The sequence below is a fragment of the Deltaproteobacteria bacterium genome (assembly GCA_016180855.1).
In the GTDB taxonomy this organism is placed as follows: Bacteria; UBA10199; UBA10199; order JACPAL01; family JACPAL01; genus JACPAL01.
On the sequence record JACPAL010000007.1, the window covers coordinates 1 to 17,231 of the forward strand.

The following is a 17,231-nucleotide window of genomic DNA, read 5'->3' on the forward strand; positions in this document are numbered from 1 at the left end:
AGCTCGCCCGTTTCTACATCGATATCTTCGGAGAGTAACCCCAAATGGTTGGCGTGCGAAAGGATATTTTCAAAAAGGAGGCGGCTTCGGTCCTTTTCGCCGATCGTATAAAGCGCCTTGGCGAGCCAAAGGGAGGCGAGAATAAAGGCGTTTTTCGGTTTCCCGAAATCGTCGGCGTTGGTGTAGCGGAAGGCGAAACCGTTCTGCATCAGCGATTGTTCGCACTGGCGGACTGTGGCAATCCAGCGGGGATCGTCCTTTTTCAGAAAACCGTACCTCTCCATCAGCAACAGGCCGACATCCAGATGTTCAGAACCATAAGATTGCGTAAAACTTCCGACGGACCTGTTCCATCCCTTTTCCTCAATCTCTCCCCGGATCTGGTCGGCGATCGCCTTCCAATTGGAAACAGCGTAATCCTTTCCCAACCTCTGAGCGATTTTGATCCCCCGATCAAGAGCAACCCAGGAAAGGGTTTTTGAAAAAGTAAAATGTGCCTTCCGATGCCGGAACTCCCAAATCCCGGCGTCTTCCGTATGCCAGTCCCTCGCGATCGTATTGACGAGGAATTTGACAAGCGACCAGACTTCATCCGGCATCTTTTCAAATTCGTAGTGAAGGTAGTAGAGATAGAGTGTGTTTACGATCTCACCGAAGATATCGTTTTGTTGCGTATGACAGGCGTTGTTGCCGATCCGAACCGGGCTGGAGTTTTTATATCCCTTGAAATGGCTTAGGATTTTTTCCTCGAGATCGGCCCTCCCACCGATTCCATAAACGATCTGAACCTTGGTCTGCTTGCTCTCAAAGAGGTGCAGGAGAAAATGAATAAAAGCCCGTGCCTCCTCGAAGTGGCCGATACTCTTCAAGGCCTCCAACATGAGGGAGGCGTCACGGAGCCAACAGTAGCGGTAGTCCCAGTTTCTTCCCTCTCCGATGACCTCCGGAAGGGAGGTCGTCGGTGCCGCAATGATCGCACCGGTTTCCTCATAGGTCATCAGTTTCAGGGTGAGTGCCGACCGGAGGACTGTCTCGGAATAGAGGTTCGGTAATCGGCAATGGCCCGACCAGGTTTCCCAGTAGCCTTTTGTCTTTTCAAACATCTCATGGGCATAGACGAGTGTGGGGGCCTCGATCTTTTCGTGGTAGGTTAGGAGAAGGTATTCTTCCCGCTCAAGTGGGAGGGGGCTCTCTGTCAGGACGCCGTTCAGAGGGAGGCTTGAGTAGAGAAAGAGGCTTTCGAGGCCGTTGGAGGCGGTGATGACCGCCTGTCTTTTTCGGACGGACGTCTCGCCTTGGGCGTAGTTCATTTTGGGTTGAAATGAAACCTTGAGAAGAGACCGACCGCGCAGTGGTTTCAAAATCCTGATGATCTCGACGGGCCTCCGGTAGTCCGTCCCTTCTCGGTAGCGAGGCATGAAATCAAGCAAAGCAAAGGCGTTTTCCCCGTCATCGAATTCCGTTTGAAGGATGTTGGTTTGGGGCAGGTAGACCTGCGAAATTCTTGCGGCGCCGGCAAGAGAGACCTGGAAATGACCCCCTTGGGCGTCCAGTATCCTGGCGAAGGCGGAGGGGCTGTCGAACTTGGGGAGGCAGCACCATTCAATGCTCAAGCCACTCTTCTTCGCCGGGAATGGCCACGGGGTCCTCCAAGGGCCAGAGGATTTTTTTATCTGTTTTGAGTATTGAAGTGGCCCCCCATGCCGGTTTGGCAAGGACAATCACCCGATCAAAATACATCTCACACACTTCCGCAAGCATCTTGGACTTCTGACTTGAGATGTCGATCCCGATCTCCCTCATGACCTCAATGGTAATTCGATTCAACTCACCAGGATAAAGACCGGCGCTTGTTATTGAAAAACTTCCCGGAAGGAACGCACGGGCCAGCCCCTCCGCCATTTGACTCCGACAAGCATTGTATTCACAAACAAAGAGAATTTTCACCGGGGCAAGTGTATTTTGCCCTCCCATGCTGTCAAGTTAGATTCGCTCATATTTTCTCTCCTTCAATCAGCAAATAGGTATCCGCCTTCAAGTAGGTCGTGCGAATCACCTTAAGCGATTTGATAGAATGAATGTGATCCAAAGTTTTGCGATCGAACCGCGCCCCACAGACAAACTCGACAAACGGAGCGAGGATTTTCTGGCGAAGTTAAAGGGGGAAATTTATAACTCATTTTTTCTGTTTTTTTTCATATGTCCGATTCTTTTCTTCACATGATCTCCAAAAATTTTCTTAAAAAGGGATCAATAATGAAAAGGTGATTTTCAGTATCAAGGGAGAGGAGGGGGCAGTCTTCCAGTTCTTTCTTGATACGGGCCAGTTCGGAAGCCGGTAACCCCGACTCTTCCTGCATATCACTGCCGGAGTATTTTTTAACCGGCCCTATTTTCGCGACTGCCCCAATGAATTTTTTTTGCAATGAACTGTAACCATACAGGGCAGAGAAATAGCGGCCCCGCTTTGATTCCACAGCCGATTCAAAGGCGCTGTCGATGTGGCCTTGGGTGATTTCCAGATTTGAAAAATTCTCCACAATCCAGGCCCCTAGTTCATTAACGTAGTTTGGGACATTATTCATGAGATCCAACATATATTGCGCCTCCTTTTTCTGGATCAAAATGTTCGAGGCCGCAAATCGCTCGTTCAGATAAGGCAGATAGTCTTCGACGGGGATTGGTTTTAATTCCATGTCTTCCCCAAAACTAAAAAATGGGAGTTTCTTGTCATTGAAGATTTTATAGAGCAGTCTTTGATTGCTCCCCATGAGAAGAATCGCCGCCTTGGAGAGCTGCTGGAATTCTCTGCGAAGAAAGGCCTGGACTTTTTTAAGTTCGGCAATAGCCTGGAATTCATCAATGATGAGAACCAATTCGTTTTTTTCGGAGATCTCCGCCAATTTGTGAAACAGTTGTATTAAATAAGTTTCGGGATGATGAAAGGCCATTTTTTCCATTGATAATTCAACGCCACCGGGAAGGTTGATCTTCAGCCGGGCCAGGAGGTCATTGAACAAGCCTTTGACCTTCTGGGCAGGAAACTGTTTTTTGAACGCCAGATCGCTGTGAGTATGAAATCTCTGCGCCACCTCTTCGAGTGAACTTGTCTCATTCAGGTCAACATAGAGATGGAAGGCATTTGGTTGAACAGCTCGCCTCCTCTGACTACAAACATGCACGAGAGAGGTCTTTCCCATGCGCCGAATACTATAAAGGACCAAGCGACCCTGACGCTCCATGACAGAGAGGACCCGCTTGATCTCCTTTTGGCGGTCACAAAGATCCTCCGAATCCAAAATCACGTCGAATTTAAACAACTTGGCCACAGTTATTTTATATAGTAATATATATATAAAGTCAATTATGTTTACTTATATATTTATAAGTAAATAACTTGCCTCACACCCTCTCCCCTGCCTTCTGAACCAGAAACTCAAACAGTTTTTCTTTGAATTCCGGATCGAGCATCGGCCTCTGAAACGTCTTTACCAACGCCGCCGTCTTGCGATAGGCCGCGATGAAACGCTGACAGTTTTTACAAGCCTTGAGGTGACGTTCTACTGCCTTCATGGTCGATGAATCCAAGGACCCTTCCAAAAAGTCGTAGGCGAACTGCTCGACCTCTTCACAGGTAGGTAGCCCCATGAGGCCAAACATGGCCCGGATCATTTTGTGCTTAATGGACATATCTTTCCTCAATCCTTTTCCTTAAAAACAATCGCGCCCGATGCACTCGATTTTTCATCGCCGGTTTGGTCAGTTCCAAAATCTTGCAGACCTCCTCTTCCGGCAGTTGCTCGACATCCTTCAAGAGATAGGCGGTCTTTAAGTCATCGGGCAGAAGCTCGATCGACTCCTGGACAAATTGTTGAAACTCCTTCTCGACAAATTTCTCATCCGGGAGCTTTGACCAGTCTGAGAAATTTTCCAGATGGATACCGCTTTCGTATTTTGGCAAGACCTCCTCCCACGAAACCGTCTTCTTCCCTTTATCGGGCCGAAGCCTCATCAACGACTCGTTCACGGTGACCCGATAGAGCCAGGTATATAATGAAGACGAGCCTTCAAACGTGTCGATCTTTTCCACCACCTTGAGTAACACCTCCTGAACAATCTCTTGGGCTTCTTCGGGGCGTTTCACGAACCGGAGTGAAAGCCTGTACAGTTTATCCGACCAGCGGGAGATCAATTCACGAAAGGCCCAATCGGCCTTCTCGCGGAGGCCCTGAATCAGTTCCTTCTCACTGAGATTAGATGCGGCGGCTGGCTGAAAATCTCGCGATTTTGGAAGAGTTTCCACAGGGGCTGCAAATCTAGCAAAATCTCAAGGAATGGGAAGACAAAACCCCTCTTGACTATGACCCAAAAAACAACGTAGTATTTGGGTCGTGTTCCAAAGATCAATCAACCTATCGAAATCGCACTCTTTTTTTTTGTTCGGACCAAGAGGAACCGGAAAATCGACCCTCTTAGATCGTTTTTTCGAGCCCGAAGAAAGTGTGGTGTTGAATTTGCTGGATTTTGAACTTGCCAACGAACTGGCAAGCTATCCCAATAATCTGCTGAACCGTCTCGCCCCCTACGCGGGTAAAAGGGCCTGGGTGGTGATTGATGAAGTCCAAAAGGCGCCCCCGTTGTTGGACCTGGTGCATAAGTTTATCAAAGAAAAACGGTTCAAATTTGCCCTGACCGGTTCAAGCGCCAGAAAACTGAAACGGGGCGCGGCGAATCTTTTGGCCGGAAGGGCCTTTATTTACCATTTGTTTCCACTGACGGTGACTGAGCTGCAAGCCCGATTTTCTCTTGATGAAGCGCTGAAGTTCGGAACACTTCCGGAGATTTTTAATTTCGAAAATGAATCGGATAAAGCGAGCTTCTTAAAGGCTTACTCCAAGACCTATCTCAAGGAAGAGATAATGACGGAACAAATTGTTCGCAATCTGCCGCCGTTTCGCCGTTTTCTGGACGTTGCGGCCCAAATGAATACCGGCGTTATCAGTTATTCCAATATCGCGCGGGATATTCATTCCGATCCGAAAACCGTGAGCGGGTATTACGATATATTAGAGGATACCCTGCTCGGAATCAGACTTCCCGCCTACCACACGTCCATCCGAAAACAGCAAAAAAAAGCTTCAAAATTTTATCTGTTTGACACGGGTGTTGCGCGAGCTTTGGCCGGACAGGTTGATTACGATTTGGTCCCACGGAGCTTTGAATACGGACAATTGTTTGAGGCATTTATTATCAATGAGATTCATCGTCGCCTCACCTACCAAGGCAAGCAATTTAAGCTGTCCTACTTGCGGGTCAAGGAAGACCTGGAGATCGATTTGATTATCGAACGTGGAAAATTGGCTCCAACATTGGTAGAAATCAAGTCCGCGAACAGGGTAGACGAACGTCACGCAAAGGGACTTCTGACACTGGGGAGTGATTTTAAATCACCCAAACAATATTTAATCTCGAATGATCCGGATCAAAAGCGTTTCTCAACTGTTTCAGCCTGTCCATGGGCTGAGGCGATCGATCGTATCGTAAGTGACGCGTAAGAAAGATTCTCCCGCCCGGAGAGACCTTTTCGTTCTCGGGTTCTTGCAATGAAAAAGCCCTCGGATAATGGTCCGAGGGCTTTTACTTAATCGGGATCAGGGAACTATTCCTTCATCGCGGTGCAGGAACCTTTCTTTCCCTCCTCCTTTTCGCCCTTCTTTTTCTTATCCTTCATCCCACTGCAGGAGCCTTCCTTCGCCTCCTCCTTCTTCTTGTCCTTCATGGCGCCACAGGAACCACCGGCGCACGATCCTCCCTTCCCCTTCTCCTCTTTCTTCTCCTGCTTGGCAGGTTCATCCCCGGCAAAGGCAAGGCTTCCTATCCCCGGGGCGAATGTCGTCGCCAGAAAACCGGCGAGTGTGAGACTGGTGATTAGCTTTTTCTTGTCCATTTTTTCCTCCTTTTGACAGGGTTAGATGACGAGACCGACGAAAAGTCTCATGGAGTGAATCAAAAATCCATATGATCAATATCATATCGGAACTTTCCGAAGAAACTTTTATTGAGAAGAGTCATCTAATCGTCTTGAGAGGCCACCATGCATTGTTATTTTGCCGTCAGCAAGGTTTGTAATCTCCGGTGCAGCTATTGTTATGTCTCGGAATATAACAAGAGCCACCAGGACGACTACGATCGACGGGCGCTGTCGGCTGCGGAGAGATTTGTTGAGAAAGCAGGGACAGAAAAACTCCCGCTCGAGAGCGTCACACTGCATGGGGCTGAACCGACGATCCTCACAGCCAGGACGCTGGGCCAAATCGTAAATCTCTTTGCGAAACCAACTGACAACGATGTTCGAATCCAGTCCAACGGGACCCATTTTACACCGAAATATCTGGATGACTTGCTGGGGGTAATACAGGATCCCGCAAAATTCTTTATCGGGATCAGCATGGACGGCAGCGCCGTGATCCATAATCCACAAAGAAACGACACGTGGGATCTCGTCTTTCGGAACATCATGGAACTCCGCGCCCGGAATTTTCAGACAGGGCTCCTGGCAGTCGTCACGAGCTTGACCCTCAAACACCTGAAGGAATTTGGGCTCTGGGTGGAATACATGAGACCGCTTGTCCACAGCATCACCTTTAAGCTTGGTGAGCATGGATTTGGGCTAACCGGCGTTCCAGCCGGACCTCTGCATCCAGGACGGCAACGAATGTGAATTTTATGAATTCGACATCGATGGAAACTGCTACTCGTGCAACAAGAACTACCTCGAGACCGGGGTCTTTGCGAACTGGTTCGAGGAGCCGTTTGAAACGGTAGTGTCCAAGAGGCAGAGCCTCTACGGATCACGGCCTGTCGATCCGGAGTGTCAGTCCTGTCCCTACCTTTCGATTTGTCACAGCGGCTGTCCGCTCACACGGGAGGAAGGGAAATCGGTCGATTGCCGGATCAAGAAGGAGATCTATGCGCGGTTTGCAGAAGAGGGGATCGACCCCGAACTTTTCTTCAAGATTGGGAAAAGATCGACAGTAGAGACAATAAAGACAGCAAGATTTCTGAATCTGTTATTGAAGAACCGGCAGATGACTATTGGGGAGGCCCAGGAGACGCTTCAAATCACCAACGAGGAGAGGAATGATTCACTCGAATTGATCAAAAAACTTTACAATGAGGGCGACCTCAAGGAGGATTTATGTTGACCAAACTTAAAGCCATCTACGAAAAATGGTTGCTCTGCACGGGGATATTGGCAAGCTTCTTTCTTCTACTCACAAGAATCAACTGGGGGTGGCAGTTTTTGGTTACGGGCAAAGGGAAGCTCGCGAATCCCGGTCCGGTGATCGAATTCTTTCAAGGACTCGGGATACCGTTTCCGACCTTCAACGTCTATCTGGTCGGCCTGACGGAATTTTTGGGTGGCCTCTTTTTGATTTTGGGGCTCGGATCCCGGATCATCACGATCCCTTTGGCGATCACGATGTTCGTCGCCTATCTGACCGCCGATCAGGCCGCCTTTTTCTCATTCTTCTCCGATACGGAGGCGTTTGTGAAGGCGACACCGTTTCCGTTTCTGATCACGGTCCTGACGGTCCTCTTCTTCGGAGCGGGTACCTTCTCCGTCGACAGGCTCATCGGAAGATTTTTCTCAAAATCCTACTCCTGCGCGGAGGATAAAGGTTGATTCCAATGGAGTCTCGACGGCTTTGCAGAAACTTTATTTTCCTTATTTTTTGCCTACTGGTATTGATGACCCTTGTCTCCTGCGCGGTGACACGACCAAATTTGAATCGACTCTATGGGGATCTTGCCCGAAGGAAACATTACCCTGTGATCCTGATCCCGGGTGTCTTCGGGTCCCGTCTGGTCAATAAGAAGAGCGGGAAAGAGGTCTGGCCCGGCGGGTTCTTTAACCTGATGACGGGTCGCCACTTCAACGATCTGGCGATCCCGGTAACCTCCGAAGACGTTCATAAAAACCGCGATTCCATGCAGCCGGCCGGTCTCTTTTTCGAGGCGGTGGGGCACGACTTTTACGGGGAAATTATCAAGACCCTCGAAGGACCGGGTGGTTACCATTGCGCGCCGGCCGACCGACCGAGACCGGAGACCGATTGCTACCTTTTCTCCTGGGATTGGAGGAGGGATTTCACCGAGGCGGCCGCGGAGCTTGACCGTTTGATTGAGAGCATCCGGCGTCGCGCTGGAGACACGCACCTCAAGGTCGACATCGTGGCCCATAGCGCCGGTGCCCTCGTGGCACGCTACTACCTCCGTTTTGGGGGAGAAGATGTGCTCAACCGGGAAAACGCCGTCGTCACTCAGGCGGGTGCCGCAAAGGTCCGCAAGGCGGTCCTGATCACGCCGCCCAACTTCGGATCGGTCACCGCCCTTCAGGTGGCGATGATGGGGTATCGGATCAGCCCCTTCGGGACAATACAGCCGGAGACACTCGCGACTTTCCCGAGCACCTACCAGCTCCTGCCACATCCGGATCGCGACTGGATGGTCGATGAGTACGGTCAAAAGATCAGCATGGACCTCTACAACATCGAGACATGGGAAAAAGGCTCCTGGTGGATTTTTGACCCGAAGATCCGGCGTCGCATCGGCGAAAAATTTCACCATCCGGAAGATGCCAATCGCTATCTTCTATCTCTCGAACGCCTGATGACCCAATCGTTGGTCCGAGCCCGGTGGTTTCATCATTATCTCTCAATTCCTGTCGGAAAATCACCCACACATTATATCGTCTTTGGAGGGGACTGTCATCAGACACCGGCCCGGTGCCTGATGGAAACGGTTCATGGAAGGGTCATGATCCGGCTCCGGCCTGACGAAGTCGTCCGCCAGATTGAGGGTGTTGATTACGAGCGATTGATGTTGGAGCCGGGAGACGGAAGGGTCACCAAGGCCTCGGTCCTGGCGAGGACGACGCTTGATCCGGAACAGAAGCAGACGGGGTACTTTCCGATTGAGGCGTTTGTCTTTCTTTGCCGCGATCATGAAGAGATGCCGGGAGACATCACGTTTCGGGATAACCTCTTAAACGTGCTGCTCTATTGAATCAGCCAGATTTGAAGACCTTTTCGTTTCCACGGCATCAAAGCGTATAGAAACCAAAAACCCTTCGACTTGGCCCTCAACGGGCCTCGCTCAGGGTAAAAAAGGGGGACTTATAAAGATCAGGATCGGACCTGTGCCACGTAAAGAACCAGATTCCCCATATGAGTAAACACTATCATTTGATCGTTATCGGCGCCGGGTCGGGGGGACTCGTTGCGGCGGCTGGGGCGGCAGGACTTGGGGCCAAGGTTGCATTGGTCGAGAAGCACAAAATGGGGGGTGATTGCCTCAACACCGGTTGTGTCCCCTCGAAGGCGATTATCCGAACGGCGAAACTGATTTATGATGCGAAAACCGGAAGTCGGTTTGGTCTTTCCGATCTTAACGCCGATATCAACCCTTCAACGCCGCTCAGGGTTGATCTTTCCCAAATCATTAAATCGGTCCAATCGGTTCAGGGAAAATTGGAGCCGCATGACTCACCCGACCGGTTCCGAAAATTGGGAGTCGATCTCCACTTTGGGACCTTTCGATTCATCTCTCCGTACGAGATCACCGATGGAACTGTTACCTTATCGGCAAAACGATTTGTCATTGCGACCGGTGCCTCTCCCTTTGTGCCACCGATCAAGGGGATCAAAGAAATCTCGATTCTCACAAGCGATAATGTTTGGAGCCTCAAGGAAATTCCAAAACGGTTAGTGGTCTTGGGTGGAGGCCCGATTGGTGCTGAGCTGACTCAAGTCTTCGCCCGACTTGGATCGAGGGTCACTGTCGTTGAAATGTTGGACTCCCTTCTCATCCGGGAGGATGCGGAGGTTTCACAAGCCATCAAAGAACGCTTTATAAAAGAAGGAATCGAGGTCTTGACCGGTCACAAGGCGGTTGAAATCAACCCTTCGACTCTGCTCAGAGTTGATGCTGAGCGCAGTCGAAGCATCAAGAAATCGGGTGAGTCCTTTGAACTGATGGCACAAGAAGGCGAGAAGGAAAAACGAATCCCATTTGACCAGATTCTTGTCGCGGTCGGCCGTGCCCCAAACGTGAACAACCTCGATTTGGAAAAGGCGGGAATAAGATTCTCCAGAAAAGGAATCGCGGTGGACGATTACCTCCGAACATCCGCCAAACATATCTATGCCTGTGGCGATGTCGTCGGTCCTTATCAATTCACCCACACCGCCGACTTTCAGGCGCGGCTGATCTTACGAAATGCACTCTTTCCCGGCAGATCAAAGATCGACTACCGGGTCGTTCCGTGGTGCACCTTCACCGATCCGGAGGTGGCGCGGGTTGGCTTGAACGAAAAAGAAGCCAAGGAAAAAGGTCTCCACCATGACATTTATTCTTATTCCTTCAAAGATTTGGATCGTGCCGTCTGTGACCGTGAGGACGAGGGATTCATCAAGGTCTTGACCCAAAAAAGCTCGGATCAATTATTGGGGGTGACGATTGTTGGACCCCACGCCGGGGATCTGCTTCACGAACTCGCGTTGGCGATGCATCAAAGGATCGGACTGAAAAAAGTCGCCTCGATGATCCATGTCTATCCGACACTTGCCGAAATTTCAAAGCGCGTTGGCGATGCGTATCAGAGAACGAGACTCACGCCTCGTTACAAAAAGTGGCTGGAAAGATATTTCCGATGGAGATTCGGATGATGGTTCGACAAGCTCACCACATTCCATTAGTCAGCGTTATTGTCCCTGTTCATCAAGAGGATCGGCATTTGGTTAAAAATCTCACTCAACTCCAAGGGGACCCACGAATCGAGGTCATCGTGGTTGAAGCAGAAAAGGTCGGTGTAGCCAACCGCGCCTATCAGATGAACCTTGGCGCGTGCCAGGCACGTGGTCAACTGCTTGTTTTTCTTCACGTTGACACCTTAATTCATCCCAAGGATCTGTGGATAACTTATCAAAGACTAAAAGAGGATCCTTCCTTCGTCGGAGGCGTCTTTCGGTTCACTCTCGATACCCAATCTCCCAAGGCGCGCCTTCTTGAATTAGGGGTTTTACTCCGGCAACAAATTTTCCATCTCCCTTACGGTGACCAGGCGATCTTCATTCGAAGGTCACGCTTCGAAGCGATGGGAGGTTACCCGGAGGTTCCTCTCTTGGAAGATGTTTTGTTTATCCAAAAGATGAAGAAACAGGGAAAACTCTTTTTCTGTTCAAAACCGGCAATCACAAGCGTCCGTCGTTGGGAGCGCCATGGATATCTCAAGACGACAGTCGTGAATTTGGCGACAATGATTCTATGGAAATCGGGTGTCTCGTTGGAGCGTTTGCACACCTTCCGGAGGAGGTTTTTCTCATGACCCCGTTCCAAGATACATTGAAACGGCATCGTCTCAGTCTGACACGACAGAAGACCGAGATTTTGCAGATCAACGTCGGCAAGCTGTGTGATCTCGCTTGTCTCCACTGCCATGTGGAGGCGGGGCCAAAACGCAAGGAGATTATGGAACGGAAGACTGTCGAGCGGCTCATGGAACTTTTGAAGAAGTCACCTGCTGTTCAGACCGTTGATCTGACCGGCGGGGCGCCAGAACTCAACCCGAACTTCCGCTACTTGGTCGAAGAATCCAGCAAGATTCTAACCAGCCGCAAAGCGGCGTTGAGGGGGAGTCTCCATCCGGCTTTGCCGGTGGAGGGGGCGACGCAAGCCCCTGTAATTGACCGGTGTAATTTGACTGTCCTCTTTCAAAAGGGACAAGAGGAGACCCCCTATTTTCTGAAAGAACACCGGGTGCAGATCGTTGCCTCGCTCCCCTGCTATTCCAAGGAAAACGTCGAGGCACAACGGGGTCGCGGGGTCTTTGATAAAAGCATCCGGGCACTTCGGTTCCTGAATGAATTGGGATACGGAAAGGAAGGGACCGGTCTTCTCCTCGACCTTGTTTACAATCCGGTCGGTCCCTTCCTGCCGCCACCTCAATCGGAGTTGGAGGCCGATTACAAAAAAGAGCTGAAAGAACTCTTTGGAATTGAGTTTAATCACCTGTTGACCATCACCAACATGCCAATCAAGAGATTTCACGATTATTTGGAACGCCGAGGTGAGTTAGACCAATACGCAGACCTTCTCGCTACCCATTTCAACCAGGAGGCAGTCGGTCGTGTGATGTGCCGTAATCTTGTTTCCATAGGCTGGGACGGAAAAATCTACGATTGTGATTTTAATCAGATGTTGGAGATTCCGCTGGGTGGAAAGAGGCGAACAATCTGGGAGATTGAGTCGCTTGATGAATTGGTCTCAGAGTCGATTGCGTTTGCCAATCATTGCTACGGTTGCACCGCAGGAGCTGGAAGTTCGTGTTCCGGTTCACTTGTGAAGAAAGGAGGATATCGTAATGATAAATAGTCTTAGCGAAAACCAGCCGCAAAGCGGCGTTGAGGGGGAGGCTCCAACCCGCCGTTGCCAAGGCGGGGTGGAGGGGGCGATGCGAGCCCCTAGAGAAGACGTGAAAAATTATTATGGCAAGGTCCTCAGGGGAAAGAAAGACCTCAAGACCAACGCCTGTTGCGGCACCGATAGTTTCCCGGCTCATCTCCGTGAGATTGTAAAGATGATCCATCCGGAGATTATTGAAAAATGTTACGGCTGTGGCTCACCCATCCCATCAGTATTGGCGGGGCTGACGGTTTTGGACCTTGGGTGCGGAACGGGACGCGATTCCTATATCCTTTCCAAGTTGGTCGGTCCAGAAGGTCAGGTCATCGGTGTTGATATGACCGATGAACAACTGGAAGTGGCGCAACACCATCTCCCCTTTCAAATGAAACAGTTTGGATTTTCGAAACCGAACGTCCGTTTTTTGAAAGGGTATATTGAGGATCTTGAATCATTGGGGATTGCAAATCATTCAGTTGATCTGATCGTTTCCAACTGTGTCATCAACCTCTCGCCCGACAAGCGGCGCGTCTTCTCCGAAATCTTCCGCATTTTGAAACCGGGCGGGGAACTCTATTTCGCCGATATTTTTACCGGGCGCCGGATGCCGAGGGAATTGTCGGAAGATCCAGTCCTCCTGGGCGAATGTCTCGGCGGCGCGCTTTACCTCGAAGACTTTCGCCGATTGCTTCTTGAGGTTGGATGCCACGATTATCGTGTTACCTCCCGTTCCAAAATTGAATTGAAAAATCCGGAGGTCGAGGCAAAAGCGGGGATGATCGACTTCTGGTCGATGACGATCCGGGCGTTCAAGCTGAAACTCGAAGACCGATGTGAGGATTACGGACAGATCGCTACTTACTTGGGAACGATTCCGGAATCACCTCATGCCTTCTTTCTTGATGACCACCACCTGTTTGAAAAAGGGCGCTCGGTTCCAGTCTGTAGCAATACAGCGGCAATGCTTCAACAGACAAGGGTTGCCTCGCACTTCAAAGTAACCGGCGATCTCTCGACTCACTATGGACTTTTTGATTGCGGTGGTACAACGGCCACCGACAGGGAAAGAGTTTCGTCAGGGGGATGTTGCTGATGAACGAACTTCTCATCTTTGCCAAATATCCCGAACCGGGACGGGTCAAGACGCGACTTGCGCGAACTGTCGGTCCTGTAAAAGCGGCCCTCCGTTATCGGGGCATGGTCGAGATGGTTATGCAAAAGAGTCTTCCCTTGAATGGTGAGTACCAACGGGCTCTCTGTTTTGATCCTCCCGAAAGGGAAAACGATTTTAGAAAATGGTTTCCTTCACTCGATTTGAGGCGACAAGGAGGTGGGGATTTGGGACAACGAATGTCAGCCGCTTTTCAAGAGTCGTTGGCAAAGGGTTCGAATCGAGCGGTGTTGATCGGCACCGATTGCATCGAGATCAACCGATCTCTTTTATGTGAGGCCTTTGATCGTCTGGATAAGGCTGATCTTGTCCTCGGCCCGGCCAAGGACGGAGGTTATTATTTGATCGGGATGAAGAAGACGCATCCCTTTCTTTTTGAGGGGATCCCCTGGAGTACGGAGAAGGTCCTTGATGAGACTCTTGAAAAGGCCAAGAGGGACCGCCTCAAGGTTGAACTGTTCAAAACACTCTCGGATCTCGATGAAGAATTTTAAGCCACTTCTTTTTCTGTTGATCTTGGTGGGTGGGTTGGCTGCCTATTTTTTCACACCACTTCGACAAGTCATGACGCCAGCTCGTCTCGTCGCCTTAACCCACTCGACACATGGAGTTTGGTGGATGCCGGTCGTCCTCATTCTTTTCTATGGCATCGGGGGGTTGTTTGGTCTTCCCGGATCGGCCCTGACTTTAGCCATCGGTGCCCTGTATGGGGTCCTCCCCGGATTTTTCTACAACGTGATTGCCTCAAACCTTGCCGCCGGTGCCGGTTTCTTCGGGGCGCGATACTTGGGACGGGATTTTGTCTCCCGTTTTCTGAAAGGAAAATGGAAGGAGTTCGATGAACAAGCGGCGAGCCACGGGTTTCGCCTGATCTTTTATCTTCGCCTCGTCCCTCTTTTCCCTTTCAATGGAATCAACTTCGGTGCCGGTCTTTCCAAGGTCCGATTCACTGATTACGCGGTTGCTTCATTGTTGGGGATGATCCCCGGCACCTTCGTCTATACCTACTTCGCCTCATCCCTTTTGAGTAGGACCACAGGGGCCAAAGAGGAAGCAACGTTCCACTTGATACTTTCAACGGTTCTGTTCGTACTGTTGTCCCTCATTCCGGTGATTTATAAACAATTCAGGAAGTGAGCCGATGAATGCTCCCTACGGCTTGGTTGAGAAAAAACAATGGAAAGTCTGTAGCAGTTGGTGTACTAACTAAGCTAGAAATGAAAATCATTCTGGCGCATCGCTTCAACTTCCCATTTGTCTTTTTGTTGAGCTTCGCACTCCTCACCGCAAGGACGGTTTGTTCCTGTGAGTCGTTTTCAGCGGCAAGTCATGATCATCAACATGCAAAAGCCCAACAAGACGCTCACGAGCATGATTCGCCCCCTGAACCTTACCACGACGACTGTCTTTGTGCCCATGTTGATCAGGGTGTTGCCTTACAAACATACCAGTTCAGTCCGGCTTTCTCGTTTTTTATTGGTTCACTCACTTCGATCGGTCTTGATTCGTTTCCGGACCATCATGCCACAAAGCCAATGGTCTCCTATCATTCGCCGCCTTCCACCCGCCCACTCTATATTACACAATCATCCCTTCTGATGTAGCGAGCCACCTGTTGTTTTTGGTTGGCTGGCGATTTTACGCCCGCCCGCTCTGCATTCACCTTAAGAAAGGATTTTTATGGATTTTTCATTTCTCGGATTTCATGGCTTGAAAGAGGTTTTCAATAATAGGCATGACTTGTTATTGGCGGGCCAGATCTGTCTGGGCGTGGGGGTCATCATCATGGGGATCATAGCCAGCAGCTCCGTCATCACGAGGAGGAATAATCATGAAAACGGTAGATAACCTATTAGAACTCGTTGGTAACACACCTGTTTTAAGGCTGCACCCTTTTGAAACAGAAGGGGTCCGTTTGTACGCTAAGCTGGAGGGATTCAATCCATCGGGAAGCGTCAAGGACCGAACGGCGCTTGCGATGCTGAAAGCGGTAAAAGCGAGCGGCTCTCTCCGTCCCGGAATGAAAATTGTGGAGGCCTCAAGCGGTAACACCGGTATTGGGCTCGCGATGGTCTGTCGATTGGAAGGATTTCCTCTCACGATCGTGATGTCAAAAAAGGCGAGTCAGGAACGGATCGCGATGTTACGTGCCTACGGCGTCGAATTAATCCTGACCTCCCGGGAAGGAGGCGCTGACGAAGCCCGTCGCGTTGCCGACGAAACGGCCATAAAATCACCCCATCTCTACTTCCGGCTTTCTCAGCACCGCTCTCGCGAGAACGTCAACATGCACTATAAGTGGACGGCCGGAGAACTTCTGGAGCAGGTGCCTGGACCAATCGATGCCTTTGTCGCGGGGATAGGAACTGGTGGAACGTTGATGGGTATTTCCCGAAGACTTAGAGAGACATACTCCAATATCCGGATCATCGGAGTTCAACCAGAGGAAATTTTAAGCCGGCAAGAAGGACTTCGAAACGTCAATAAATCAGTTACGCCAGAAATCTTTGACAGGAAACTGTTGGATGAAATTCTAGAGATACAGGACAAAGAGGCAATTTTAAGAACCAGGCAACTTATGGAACGGTGTGGCCTTCTTTACGGACCGAGTTCCGGAGCAATCCTTGCGGGTGCTCTCAAATTGGTACATGACGGTATGAAAGGAACGATCGCCATGATTTTTCCGGATCGGGGAGAAAAATATCTCTCCACTTCAATCTATCAGGCGGAAGAAGAATGATTCAAATGGTTGGTGGAACACTCTTTCTTCTTGGGTCCTCTTTCTTTTTTGCCATCATGGGGATGATGATCAAACTGCTTGATGGAAGAATTCCTCTTTTTCAACTCTCATTTTTGAGAAGCTCACTGGCATTGGTCCCCCTCTTTTTTTTGATGAAACGGTTGGGGGTGACGTTTAGAAGCCCTCAATGGCCTTTGTTAAGCCTCAGAGGAATCTGGGGTCTTCTGGCAATGCTCTTCTATTTTTGGGCGCTGGCCAATATCCCGCTCGCTCCCGCCGTCATGCTGAATTATTCCTCCCCCATCTTCACAACCCTCTTTGCGAGCTGCCTTCTTGGTGAGAAAGTAACCCGAGTTGGTATTATTTGTCTCACGGTGGCACTCTTGGGACTCGTTTGTATCCTTAAGCCGTTTGATGGGAGGCCAGAGTGGGGTTATTTTTTAGCGCTTGGGGCCGGTATTTTTTCGGGAGCTGCCTTTACGACCGTCAAGCACCTCACAGTAAGGGAGCCTCCCTGGAGAATTGTCTGGTATTACAATTTCATTGCGAGCCTTGGGGCTTTGCCTGTTGCGGTCAGTAACTGGGTTTGGAGGGATGTGCCTGATCTGCTTCTCCTGCTTGCCATCTCTTTGGCTGGAACAACGGGCCAAATCTTTTTAACCGAAGGATTCTTGCGTTGTTCAGCATCCGAGGGAAGCGTTGTCACCCTTTCTATTGTTGTCTTTACAAGCTTGGGGGGGTGGTTCTTTTGGGGTGAAGTCCCCGATTTTTTGCAATTTTTGGGAATGATGGCTGTCCTCGGAGGCATTCTTGGAATCACGAAATCGAAGGAACTTGGAATAATAAAATGAGGTA

20 protein-coding genes are annotated in these 17,231 nt (G+C 50.1%); 14 read left to right on the forward strand and 6 right to left on the reverse strand.

Annotated elements, in window-relative coordinates; genetic code table 11:
* From HYT77_03735 to HYT77_03755, 5 genes are all read right to left on the reverse strand, one after another.
* The coding region (locus HYT77_03735; protein ID MBI2067102.1) for a glycoside hydrolase family 15 protein at positions 1–1,613 on the reverse strand (1,613 nt) is incomplete at its 3' end.
* Positions 1,603–1,947, reverse strand: a complete 345-nt coding sequence (locus HYT77_03740; protein ID MBI2067103.1) for an arsenate reductase ArsC — start codon at positions 1,945–1,947, stop codon at positions 1,603–1,605. The genes HYT77_03735 and HYT77_03740, both read right to left, overlap by 11 nt.
* 269 nt (positions 1,948–2,216) lie before the next feature.
* Positions 2,217–3,329 carry an ATP-binding protein gene (locus tag HYT77_03745; GenBank protein ID MBI2067104.1) on the reverse strand — a complete coding sequence of 371 codons (1,113 nt, stop codon included), beginning with the start codon at positions 3,327–3,329 and terminating at the stop codon, positions 2,217–2,219.
* Positions 3,330–3,402: 73 nt separating this feature from the next.
* Positions 3,403–3,690 (reverse strand): zf-HC2 domain-containing protein, encoded by a 288-nt coding sequence (locus HYT77_03750; protein MBI2067105.1) that lies wholly within the window; start codon positions 3,688–3,690, stop codon positions 3,403–3,405.
* Positions 3,680–4,303: a sigma-70 family RNA polymerase sigma factor gene (locus tag HYT77_03755; GenBank protein ID MBI2067106.1), complete on the reverse strand. Its 624-nt coding sequence runs from the start codon at positions 4,301–4,303 to the stop codon at positions 3,680–3,682. Before HYT77_03755 ends, HYT77_03750 begins: the two co-directional genes overlap by 11 nt.
* Before the next feature lie 88 nt (positions 4,304–4,391).
* On the opposite strand from HYT77_03755, the gene HYT77_03760 reads away from it, so the two are divergent.
* The gene (locus HYT77_03760) at positions 4,392–5,555 is read left to right on the forward strand and encodes an ATP-binding protein (protein MBI2067107.1); all 1,164 of its coding nucleotides are present in this window, start codon (positions 4,392–4,394) and stop codon (positions 5,553–5,555) included.
* Between the two features lie 104 nt (positions 5,556–5,659).
* On the opposite strand, the gene HYT77_03765 is transcribed toward HYT77_03760, so the two are convergent.
* A complete protein-coding gene (locus HYT77_03765) occupies positions 5,660–5,947 on the reverse strand; it encodes a hypothetical protein (GenBank protein ID MBI2067108.1) in 288 nt (95 codons plus the stop codon).
* 147 nt (positions 5,948–6,094) lie between these two features.
* On the opposite strand from HYT77_03765, the gene HYT77_03770 reads away from it, so the two are divergent.
* The 13 genes from HYT77_03770 to HYT77_03830 all read left to right on the forward strand — a co-directional run bounded on the left by HYT77_03770 (position 6,095) and on the right by HYT77_03830 (position 17,227).
* Positions 6,095–6,721, forward strand: coding sequence for a radical SAM protein (locus HYT77_03770; protein MBI2067109.1), 627 nt, complete (start codon positions 6,095–6,097; stop codon positions 6,719–6,721).
* Positions 6,699–7,205 (forward strand): SPASM domain-containing protein, encoded by a 507-nt coding sequence (locus HYT77_03775; GenBank protein ID MBI2067110.1) that lies wholly within the window; start codon positions 6,699–6,701, stop codon positions 7,203–7,205. Before HYT77_03770 ends, HYT77_03775 begins: the two co-directional genes overlap by 23 nt.
* Complete coding sequence (locus tag HYT77_03780) at positions 7,199–7,687, forward strand: DoxX family protein (protein MBI2067111.1); 489 nt, start codon at positions 7,199–7,201, stop codon at positions 7,685–7,687. Before HYT77_03775 ends, HYT77_03780 begins: the two co-directional genes overlap by 7 nt.
* Before the next feature lie 86 nt (positions 7,688–7,773).
* Positions 7,774–9,069, forward strand: coding sequence for a hypothetical protein (locus tag HYT77_03785; GenBank protein MBI2067112.1), 1,296 nt, complete (start codon positions 7,774–7,776; stop codon positions 9,067–9,069).
* A 161-nt stretch (positions 9,070–9,230) separates the two neighbouring features.
* On the forward strand, positions 9,231–10,730 hold the full coding sequence (locus HYT77_03790) for a mercuric reductase (protein MBI2067113.1): 1,500 nt from the start codon (positions 9,231–9,233) through the stop codon (positions 10,728–10,730).
* Entirely contained in the window at positions 10,727–11,389 is a 663-nt protein-coding gene (locus tag HYT77_03795) for a glycosyltransferase (GenBank protein ID MBI2067114.1), read from the forward strand. Before HYT77_03790 ends, HYT77_03795 begins: the two co-directional genes overlap by 4 nt.
* On the forward strand, positions 11,386–12,435 hold the full coding sequence (gene arsS, locus HYT77_03800) for an arsenosugar biosynthesis radical SAM protein ArsS (GenBank protein ID MBI2067115.1): 1,050 nt from the start codon (positions 11,386–11,388) through the stop codon (positions 12,433–12,435). The genes HYT77_03795 and arsS overlap by 4 nt, the downstream gene beginning before the upstream one ends.
* 79 nt (positions 12,436–12,514) lie before the next feature.
* Positions 12,515–13,558, forward strand: coding sequence for a methyltransferase domain-containing protein (locus HYT77_03805; GenBank protein ID MBI2067116.1), 1,044 nt, complete (start codon positions 12,515–12,517; stop codon positions 13,556–13,558).
* Complete coding sequence (locus HYT77_03810; GenBank protein MBI2067117.1) at positions 13,558–14,130, forward strand: TIGR04282 family arsenosugar biosynthesis glycosyltransferase; 573 nt, start codon at positions 13,558–13,560, stop codon at positions 14,128–14,130. The genes HYT77_03805 and HYT77_03810 overlap by 1 nt, the downstream gene beginning before the upstream one ends.
* Complete coding sequence (locus tag HYT77_03815; GenBank protein ID MBI2067118.1) at positions 14,117–14,773, forward strand: TVP38/TMEM64 family protein; 657 nt, start codon at positions 14,117–14,119, stop codon at positions 14,771–14,773. The genes HYT77_03810 and HYT77_03815 overlap by 14 nt, the downstream gene beginning before the upstream one ends.
* A gap of 80 nt (positions 14,774–14,853) precedes the next feature.
* Entirely contained in the window at positions 14,854–15,240 is a 387-nt protein-coding gene (locus HYT77_03820) for a hypothetical protein (protein MBI2067119.1), read from the forward strand.
* Between the two features lie 227 nt (positions 15,241–15,467).
* Positions 15,468–16,376: a PLP-dependent cysteine synthase family protein gene (locus HYT77_03825; protein MBI2067120.1), complete on the forward strand. Its 909-nt coding sequence runs from the start codon at positions 15,468–15,470 to the stop codon at positions 16,374–16,376.
* Positions 16,373–17,227 (forward strand): DMT family transporter, encoded by an 855-nt coding sequence (locus HYT77_03830; protein ID MBI2067121.1) that lies wholly within the window; start codon positions 16,373–16,375, stop codon positions 17,225–17,227. The genes HYT77_03825 and HYT77_03830 overlap by 4 nt, the downstream gene beginning before the upstream one ends.
* The last annotated feature ends 4 nt before the right edge of the window (positions 17,228–17,231 follow it).